Genomic DNA, 7,779 nt, shown 5'->3' with positions numbered 1-7,779 from the left:
GACGGACGGAAGCTCGAACAATCGGCCGTATGTGCTGAGCGGCACGCTCTACGATCTCGATCACATTTCCGTGCTGCGCGGTCCGCAAGGCACGCTGTACGGGCGCAACGCGGTGGGCGGCATCGTCGATATCGTGACGGCGAAGCCTTGCTTATCATCCGTTTTGAGATTTCCAGCGGATTGGGTCTGACGCCGAAACCGCTGCACGGCCTCCAGCACCGCGCTTTGATCGGCCACGACTGCCTCGCCGAGCGCGACCGTCCAGTCGAGATCAACGCTCATCTTCTTCACCACCTCGGGATAGTTCAGAAGCGCTTTTACGGGGTCCTGCCAGGACTCGTTAACCTGAAGGTTCTTCTCGGTCTTTCGGCGTTCTAGAAAGCGATCGGCCTGCACCACTTCAACCGGGTAAGTCGACGCTGGGAGAATGATCGCGATCAGGTCGTCCGGATAAAGTGCAATTGGACCGACGAGTTGGTCCAGGGACGCCGAATTCATTGCGATGGTCGGTGCGCCGCTTACCGTGGGCCCCGGCGCAGCGGCGGTTGGCGCGGCATTCGCTACGGGCGCCTGGGCAACGGTTTGCGCATCGCTTGGCGCGGGAGGCGCCGGAGACGCACATCCCCCTACGTACAGCGCTAGCGCGATTAGAACCAGGTTAGAGGAGTCACGCATGTCGAGTACCGCCGACAGTGGATGTGCTGCGCGTTTTTTGGAGCCCGCCAGTGCACACCGGTTGGTGCCATGTCGAGCCGTCCACTTCCGAGATGTAGCGATCACATCCCGTTGTGCACTGATCAGTTACTGTTCGCTCGCCCCATTATGTGCCGCCGCAACCGCGGCATCGCGTTCCTTCGCGGCTTCTGCTTTCTTATGGTCGAAGACTTTCTTCGCTGCGGCGACCTGCTGGTTATACTTCTTGTTCGCCGCCGCAATTTGCATTCGCATCTTGACGATCTCATCGCTATGCGCGGCGGAACCCGCTCCCTGATCGGCCTGCGCCACAGTCTGCGAGTACGCGCTTGACACGAGAAAGAGTGATAGCACGACGGCAGTTGTGTCAAGACGATTCACGATCGCCTCCTTTGGTTCGAATGTAATCGAGAAAGAATAAAATTCTTCTTGATGCTCGGCCCTATAACGCGTGCACCGAAGTCTCGCATGTGCGCAGCACCGAGGCGAGATCCTGCGTGGTCATGCGACCCACAACCTCGGGATGTTCCGTTGCCGCCGCCAACTCCCTGCGCAGACGATCCGACGCGTAATCAACGAACGCGCGCGTCTTCTTGGGCAGATTCTGGCGCGCGGGATAGACGATTGACACCTGCTGTTGGGACTCTCAAGCGAATACTCAGGCAATAGGCGAACCAGTGTGCCTTTGTCAAGGTCTTCTTGCACGATGACTCTAGGCAGGATTGAGAACCCCATGCCGCGAAGCGTCGCAAGGCGGACCATCGGCCCGTTGTTGACGGAGAACACCGGCTTGAGCACCACCTCATCTGTGGTCCCGCTGTCATGCCTTAAACGCAATATCTGATCGCAACCCTCAGCAAGCAAGGCAATCAACGGGAGGCCTTCCAGATCGGTCGGTGTCGAAGGTAGCCCAGATTCGGAAACAAGAGCGGACGTGGCTACTGGAACAAGCGTAAGCGTACCGACGGGCCGTTCGATAAGCGTCATGCTGTTCCCGAGTCCGGCAAGGATGCCAACGTCAAAGGTATCTTTGGCCGCGTCCCCACGGCGCTCGATGAGCGTCAGCCGTATCTCCACATCCGGATACCGCTTGCAAAACTCGTCGACAAGTGCGGTCAGCGAGTGCGGTGAAAGTGAACTCGACGCGGCAACGCGCAAAGTGCCGCTCCGCTCAGCCGTCGCCCGTGTGACGGCCGTCGCCAGATGGTCTAGCTCTTCCAGAAGTGGACGGCATCCTTCAAGGTAACGCGCGCCCGTTTCAGTTAGCGATACCGCGCGGCTGGTACGAATGATCAGCCTCGTTTCCAGATTCCGTTCAAGGAGGGCGATCGCGCGGCTCACCAACGCATTGGAAACGTGGAAGTCGCGGGCCGCGGCCCGAAAGCTCGCCATTTCCGCCACACGCACAAAGATACGCATTGCCTGGACTTGGTCCATTTCCTTCCCCTTGCGCCAAGGCAAAGTGTCTGCGATATCACGGCCGTGCACTGAGCGCAGTAGCTCGCGCTATCTGTCAGTTCATCGCGCTCTATTGACTTCAATAATCTGTCGCGACACCGTTGCCATCAGGGTTTTCCGCAATTCGGCGGCCGCACGCGTCGGAGAAGTGAAGAAATTGCCGGTCATGCCGGCAGACTGAAGAGCCCGCGCCTCAACGCACCGAACGCTTAAGAGACAGATGCTACGTACTTCAGGTCGGCACGAAAGAACGACAAAGCAGAGAACGCCAACGGCTCCGACTTTTAGAATCCGTGCCGAACCGAGAATGTCATGCTCTTCTCGTGTTCATGGTTCGCGCCAAGTTGTGGATTTGAAGAAATGCCATACGTCGTCGCGATTCTCAATGCTTTCGCGCAATCTGTCTTTACCCTCGACGCGATTAGCCTGAGGACCCTCGTGGGTACCAATCTGGCCCGTTCCCGCCATATTCGATACCTGTGCTTCTCTTCGAGAGTGCAGCCGTGTCCAGGGAATTGAAAGTCCGCTCAAACTGGAAACTCTGTCCAGGTCGCTCGGCGCTCGCTTGTTACGTCTACGCTGACCGTTTCAGGCGCGGTGGCGACCGCGAAGCCGACTGACAGGAGGCTTTGTAGGTCTCGTCTGTCTATCAGGCAGGCAGTGCAGCCGAAAAGCCGATGTGACTACCGAGACCGGCGGATGAACGTCGACCGGCCGGGCACAGACCATTATTCGACTGCTCGATGGCCCACCGTCAAGCGCGCGGTTGCGTGCGCACCGTTGGCGCACTCACGCAACATCTCGTTCGGCAGCGTCGTGGCGAGAGTTCACTGAAGAAGAAACTTGGCGTAAATAGGAGAGCAACATGTCGATATGCATGGCGGCAATCGACTCTTGATGCCTTTTCTCCGCGTAGCTTCGGCCCGCGAACGCCTCGATTGTGAAGCGGTTGGACACAATGTAGTAGCCCATGCTAATCAGTGTCACGTAAAAGTCTAGTGGATCGATCCCTTGACGGAACTCCCCTGCTGCGGCGCCGCGCTCCAAGGTGACCCGCAGAAGATCGATCACCGGAGAGATCGTTTCGCGCAGTCTGCTCGAACGTTCGAGATACCGCCCGGCGTGCAGATTTTCGTTGTTGATCAGACAGAGCCATTGAGGATTCTCTCGCAGGTATGCCCAGATAGATGTTGCGAGCTGACGTATTGCCTCCGCCGGTTGGAGACCCGATAAGTCGAGACCTCCCTCTAGCGCTGCAAACTTTGCATACATGGCTTCGAGGACTGCGACGTACAACCCTTCCTTGCTCTCGAAGTAGTAATAGAGCATGCGCTCGTTCGTCCTCGCCGCCGTTGCAATCGCATCGACCCGCGCACCGGCCAGGCCCATTTTCGTGAACTGGGAGATCGCCGCTTCGAGAATTCGGTGCCGAGTTCCTTCGGGATCACGCTTAACTCGATGTTCGCTCATGGTGCGGTAACCCCGCTTTGGCGTGCGACAGTGAATTGATAGGTGCACTTACCCGTCCGGAGCGGCTGGGTCTCGCCTCTTGCATCGCTGCATCCGACCCGACGGGGAGCAGGTCCGTAGCCGCTTTTGCCTTCCCTGCCGGTTTTGTTACGACGCGAATTTAGAGTTTATTTGTCGGCTTTATCGAGAGTTCTATCCGAGTTGTGATCGACGGCAAGGGCGGAACTGTTGGCCCGGACCCGAAGCTGGACGCCAGCGCGCGATGTTCGTGTCACTCGTATATGTGCCGTAGCGCTTTAATTTTTTCGGCAGCAGCGTGCGGGCGTTCGCTTTTCAGGCAACCAATTGCTAAGTAATGCCATCGCGTATAGCAGACCTTCAAGACACCGGCTTTCGCTACGTACATATAGTATAGGTGCGAATCGTGACTTGGTCGCCTCTCATTCACTGTTCGCCGCTTCTCATTCGACGTTGTCGCGGCCGTGCACCGAGCGCGTCGCCTTCTTGCCGCAAACTGCGTATGTGATATGCCGATGATGTCGTCGATGATTGCCGCACTCGCCACACGAGCGACGTTCTTAATCCATCAGCAACGCCTCGTACTCGTCACGGAACTGGTTGACAGAACTCTCCACCACCGTCACCGCCCCGTCGATAAGTCCGCAGCGTCCGCTGCCGGGAAGGATGCGGCACAGGTTTTCGAGAGCGTCCATGTCGGCTCGCACGCCACGGCCCGTGTCGATTCGGTTAAGCAACTGCATCAACTGGAAAGTGCCGCCCTTGCACGGCGGACACTGGCCGCATGAGCCTTGAGCGAAGAAGCTCACGTACTCGGCGACCTTGCGCACGATGCTCGTCCCCTCCGACACGACGATCATCGCGCCGGTCCCGAGACGTGAACGCCGCTCTCGTAGCGAGTCGAAGTCCAGTGCGACGTCGAGGTCGCGCTTCGTCAGCAAGGTATTGGAGGGACCGCCTGTGAAGACCGCCTTGAACTGCTTGCCCTGCAACATGCCGCCGCCAAGATCGAAGACGAGGGACTGGAGGCTCGTGCCCATCGGCAGTTCGTAAAGGCCCGGATGCAGCACGTCACCCGAGAGCGAGTAGAGCTTCGTTCCGGCCGCATCTCCGATGCCGAGATCCCGGTACCACTGCGCACCGTGCCGCATAATCCCCGGCACATGAGCAAGCGTCTCGGCGTTGTTCACGACGGTCGGCGCGCCATGCACGCCTTCCTCGGCCGGGAATGGCGGCTTGCGGCGCGGAAACGGAAACCCGCCCTGCACGCTCGCAATCACGGCCGTTTCCTCTCCGCCGATGTAAAGCCCCGAGCTGGGCACGACGCCAAGCGAAACAGCGCCGCCAACTGTTTGCTCGATCGCTGCAAAGAGCGCGTGCGTCTGCCACTGAGGTACCGCCTCGCGAGTCGCCGCAAGTGCGCCTTCCTGATGCGGATTGACGTAGAGAACGACGTGATTCGCGCGGGTCGCCACCGCGGCGATCAACGCGCCCTCGATCACCTGATGCGGCGTGTGCTCCAGAAGGACGCGGTCCTTGAAGGTGCCGGGCTCGTCTTCGTTTCCATTGCAGATGATGTATTTGTTGCCGTCGGCCGCGGCGGCAACCGGCGTCCATTTGCGATGCGTCGCAAACCCGGCGCCTCCCATCCCGCGCAAATCCGCCGCGGCGATCTCTGCGATGATCGCGTCCGGATCCTTCAAAGCCCTGGCGAGCCCCGCGCCGCCCTCACGCGCGAGCCAGGCATCGAGGTCCGCGCCGACGCGGAAATCGTCCCTCAGAAGAACCTGATTCAGCTTGTCCATCGTCGTCGCGCTCCGTGGATCTCATCACCGGATGCCTTCGGGCCCGCCTCCGCGCGCGTTCGCGCGCAAGCCGGCGTCGGCTCGCAGATCGAAGTGGGCGTAGCCGGGAAAAAGCTGCGGCGCCTTCACATCCAGGGGCAATCCCGCCAGCGTCAACTCGCGCTGCCACGCATGGACATGAGCGATGCCGGCGCGGCTCGCTTCGAAGCGTCCAGGCAATTGCGCCGACTTCGCCCCGGCGCGGCGCCCCATGCTCAGGATGTCGAGCAGCGCGTTGCCCATTAGACGGTTGCGTCCGTGTATGCCGCCGGTTATCTCACCGACGCAATAGAGGCCGGGCACGCTCGTCACGCCGTCCTTGTCAATGGCGACGCCACCATTCTGGTAATGCAGCGTTGGATAAACGAGGAACGGCTCTGCGGCTGCATCGTGCCCGCACTTGTGCGCGAGATGGCGCAACGTCACGAGCCGCTTCTCCAGAATGCCGGGGTTCTCCAGTTCGAGCGTCGGCGTATCGAGGAGCACGCCGACCTGACCATCGCGCACAATTCCGCGCCCTTCATCGCATTCGCGCAGGATCGCCGATGCGACGACATCGCGCGGCTTCAGTTCGTCGACGAAGCGCTCGCCCTCGCCGTTGATGAGCTTGGCGCCCGCCGAACGCGCCGCTTCCGAGATGAGCCCGCCCGCGAGATGCGGCGGATACGCGATGCCAGTGGGGTGATACTGGAACGAGTCGAGCTCGCGCAGATGCGCGCCTAGACGATACGCCAGCACGAGCCCGTCGGCGGTGGCGCCATAATGATTGGACGTCGGAAAAGCGTTGAGATGCAGGCGGCCCGCGCCACCAGTGGCGAGGATCACGGCATGCGCGCGCACCAGCAAGAAGGTGCGCCATTCAAGGTTGTAGATCACCGCGCCGGCGCAACGCCCGCGCTCGTCGGACAGCAGCTCGACGACTGGACAGCGGTTCCACACTTCGATGCTTGGCTCGAGCTCCACGGCCTCGCGCAGCACGCGCATCATCTCCAGCCCGGTGTAGTCACGATAGGAAAGGATACGCGCCGCCGAAGCGCCGCCGGGCTTCCTGCGCAGCAGGTTGCCGCCGATGGGCCGATCCTCCTCCTGGTCGAACGTCATGCCAAGACGGATCAGCCAGCGAATTACGTCGGGGCCGTCCATTACCATCTGGGCGACGAGTTCAGGATCGCCGCAAAAATGCCCGGCGCGTAACGTGTCCTCGAAGTGCAACTGTGGGCTGTCGTCATCGCCGACTGCGGCCTGAATGCCGCCTTCGGCCATGACAGTGTTACTGTCGCCCAAACGTAGCTTCGTGGCGAGAATCACGCGCGCGCCCTGTCTCGCGGCGGTAAGTGCGGCGGCACATCCACCGCCGCCGCCGCCCACTACCAGCACGTCGGTGGAAGCCAGTTGTGCGCCGGCGAGGTCGACATCGTCGATCAGCGCATTGGCTTGAAGATAGCCGGCGAGATCGGGCTGACACGGCGCTCCGCGATTCACCCCGACGCTCAGTGCAACCCGTGCGTGGGCCCCATGGTCGGGGTGATAGGCCTTGAGAAGCGCGTCGATTGGCGTGTCGTCCTTGCGCGCAGGCGGCGTCGCACCGGGGCGATAACGCTGGCGCGCGTCTTGATAGGGTATACCGGCAGCCATAATCGTTCGACCAGTCAGCGCGGCGGCTGCGCGCCCGGCGCGTCGAAATCGATCTCCATCTCGCCTCTCTCTATCTGCTGCAGCCGCAGCATGAGGTTAGCCGGCCTCAACGACAGCGCCGATATCATCCGACGCACGAACAGGCCGAGATGGTTGGGCTGAATATGCTCGGGACAAGCGAGCGTGCACAGATTGCACATGACGCATTCATCGAAGACCTGGGCAGATGCGGCTAGTTGTCCCTCGACGGCGAGGTTCACGCCGCGCTGGACGTCGAGGCTCTTCGGACAGGCGCGATCACAGCCATTGCAGTGACGGCAATGCGATGCTTCGGGAAAAACTTCGGCGATCGTATGCAGCGCCTCCCAGCTGTCACCGATATCCTCCATCCGATAAACATGGCGTGACGTGATGGCGAAATAGTCGAGGAAGGCGACCTGCATGCCGTCTTCAACCAGGGTTTCGCAGGCGAGCGCGGTCGTCACCTCTTGCTGGCCGCTGCGGCGGACTATCACGCGGCATGAGCCGCAAACGCCCTGTCCCATGCAGCCGACGCCCTCGACGAGCGTCTGTCCCGCATGCACGATGGCCTGCAGAATCGAGCAGTTCGCAGGGGCTTCGACCTCACGCCCTTCAATGCTCAGGCAAACCATCTTTTCGC

The 7,779-nt window shown here is 60.8% G+C and carries 7 protein-coding genes and 1 pseudogene; 1 reads left to right on the top strand and 7 read right to left on the bottom strand.

The genetic code is table 11. The annotated features are described in order from the left end of the window. Positions 1 to 31 precede the first annotated feature (31 nt). A pseudogene (locus tag PQR08_RS36655) lies at positions 32 to 76 on the top strand (hypothetical protein); the annotation flags it as partial. Here the strand turns inward: PQR08_RS36655 and PQR08_RS36650 are convergent. From PQR08_RS36650 to PQR08_RS36620, 7 genes are all read right to left on the bottom strand, one after another. Continuing rightward, the gene (locus PQR08_RS36650) at positions 61 to 498 is read right to left on the bottom strand and encodes a DUF3300 domain-containing protein (protein WP_408164171.1); all 438 of its coding nucleotides are present in this window, start codon (positions 496 to 498) and stop codon (positions 61 to 63) included. The pseudogene PQR08_RS36655 and the gene PQR08_RS36650 sit on opposite strands and share 16 nt — an antisense overlap. A 303-nt stretch (positions 499 to 801) precedes the next feature. Then, the gene (locus PQR08_RS36645) at positions 802 to 1,074 is read right to left on the bottom strand and encodes a hypothetical protein (RefSeq protein WP_408164169.1); all 273 of its coding nucleotides are present in this window, start codon (positions 1,072 to 1,074) and stop codon (positions 802 to 804) included. A gap of 120 nt (positions 1,075 to 1,194) precedes the next feature. Next, positions 1,195 to 2,130, bottom strand: a complete 936-nt coding sequence (locus PQR08_RS36640) for a LysR family transcriptional regulator (RefSeq protein WP_408164167.1) — start codon at positions 2,128 to 2,130, stop codon at positions 1,195 to 1,197. Between the two features lie 810 nt (positions 2,131 to 2,940). Then, complete coding sequence (locus PQR08_RS36635; protein ID WP_408164165.1) at positions 2,941 to 3,621, bottom strand: TetR/AcrR family transcriptional regulator; 681 nt, start codon at positions 3,619 to 3,621, stop codon at positions 2,941 to 2,943. A 578-nt stretch (positions 3,622 to 4,199) separates the two neighbouring features. Beyond that, positions 4,200 to 5,444: a complex I 51 kDa subunit family protein gene (locus PQR08_RS36630; protein WP_408164163.1), complete on the bottom strand. Its 1,245-nt coding sequence runs from the start codon at positions 5,442 to 5,444 to the stop codon at positions 4,200 to 4,202. A gap of 24 nt (positions 5,445 to 5,468) precedes the next feature. Further along, positions 5,469 to 7,118, bottom strand: coding sequence for an FAD-binding protein (locus PQR08_RS36625; RefSeq protein ID WP_408164161.1), 1,650 nt, complete (start codon positions 7,116 to 7,118; stop codon positions 5,469 to 5,471). 14 nt (positions 7,119 to 7,132) lie between these two features. Continuing rightward, positions 7,133 to 7,771 carry a 4Fe-4S dicluster domain-containing protein gene (locus tag PQR08_RS36620; RefSeq protein ID WP_408164160.1) on the bottom strand — a complete coding sequence of 213 codons (639 nt, stop codon included), beginning with the start codon at positions 7,769 to 7,771 and terminating at the stop codon, positions 7,133 to 7,135. Positions 7,772 to 7,779: the final 8 nt, after the last annotated feature.

It is taken from the genome of Caballeronia jiangsuensis (assembly GCF_046030135.1).
Taxonomy (GTDB): domain Bacteria; phylum Pseudomonadota; class Gammaproteobacteria; order Burkholderiales; family Burkholderiaceae; genus Caballeronia; species Caballeronia jiangsuensis.
This window is presented reverse-complemented; position numbering and strand designations above follow the sequence as displayed.

What these genes read in the sequence shown, in the direction of transcription:
- PQR08_RS36620 (WP_408164160.1), bottom strand. Translation starts at nt 7,771, where the DNA reads ATGGTTTGCCTGAGCATTGAAGGGCGTGAGGTCGAAGCCCCTGCGAAC.
- PQR08_RS36625 (WP_408164161.1), bottom strand. Translation starts at nt 7,118, where the DNA reads ATGGCTGCCGGTATACCCTATCAAGACGCGCGCCAGCGTTATCGCCCC.
- PQR08_RS36630 (WP_408164163.1), bottom strand. Translation starts at nt 5,444, where the DNA reads ATGGACAAGCTGAATCAGGTTCTTCTGAGGGACGATTTCCGCGTCGGC.
- PQR08_RS36650 (WP_408164171.1), bottom strand. Translation starts at nt 498, where the DNA reads ATGAATTCGGCGTCCCTGGACCAACTCGTCGGTCCAATTGCACTTTAT.
- PQR08_RS36640 (WP_408164167.1), bottom strand. Translation starts at nt 2,130, where the DNA reads ATGGACCAAGTCCAGGCAATGCGTATCTTTGTGCGTGTGGCGGAAATG.
- PQR08_RS36635 (WP_408164165.1), bottom strand. Translation starts at nt 3,621, where the DNA reads ATGAGCGAACATCGAGTTAAGCGTGATCCCGAAGGAACTCGGCACCGA.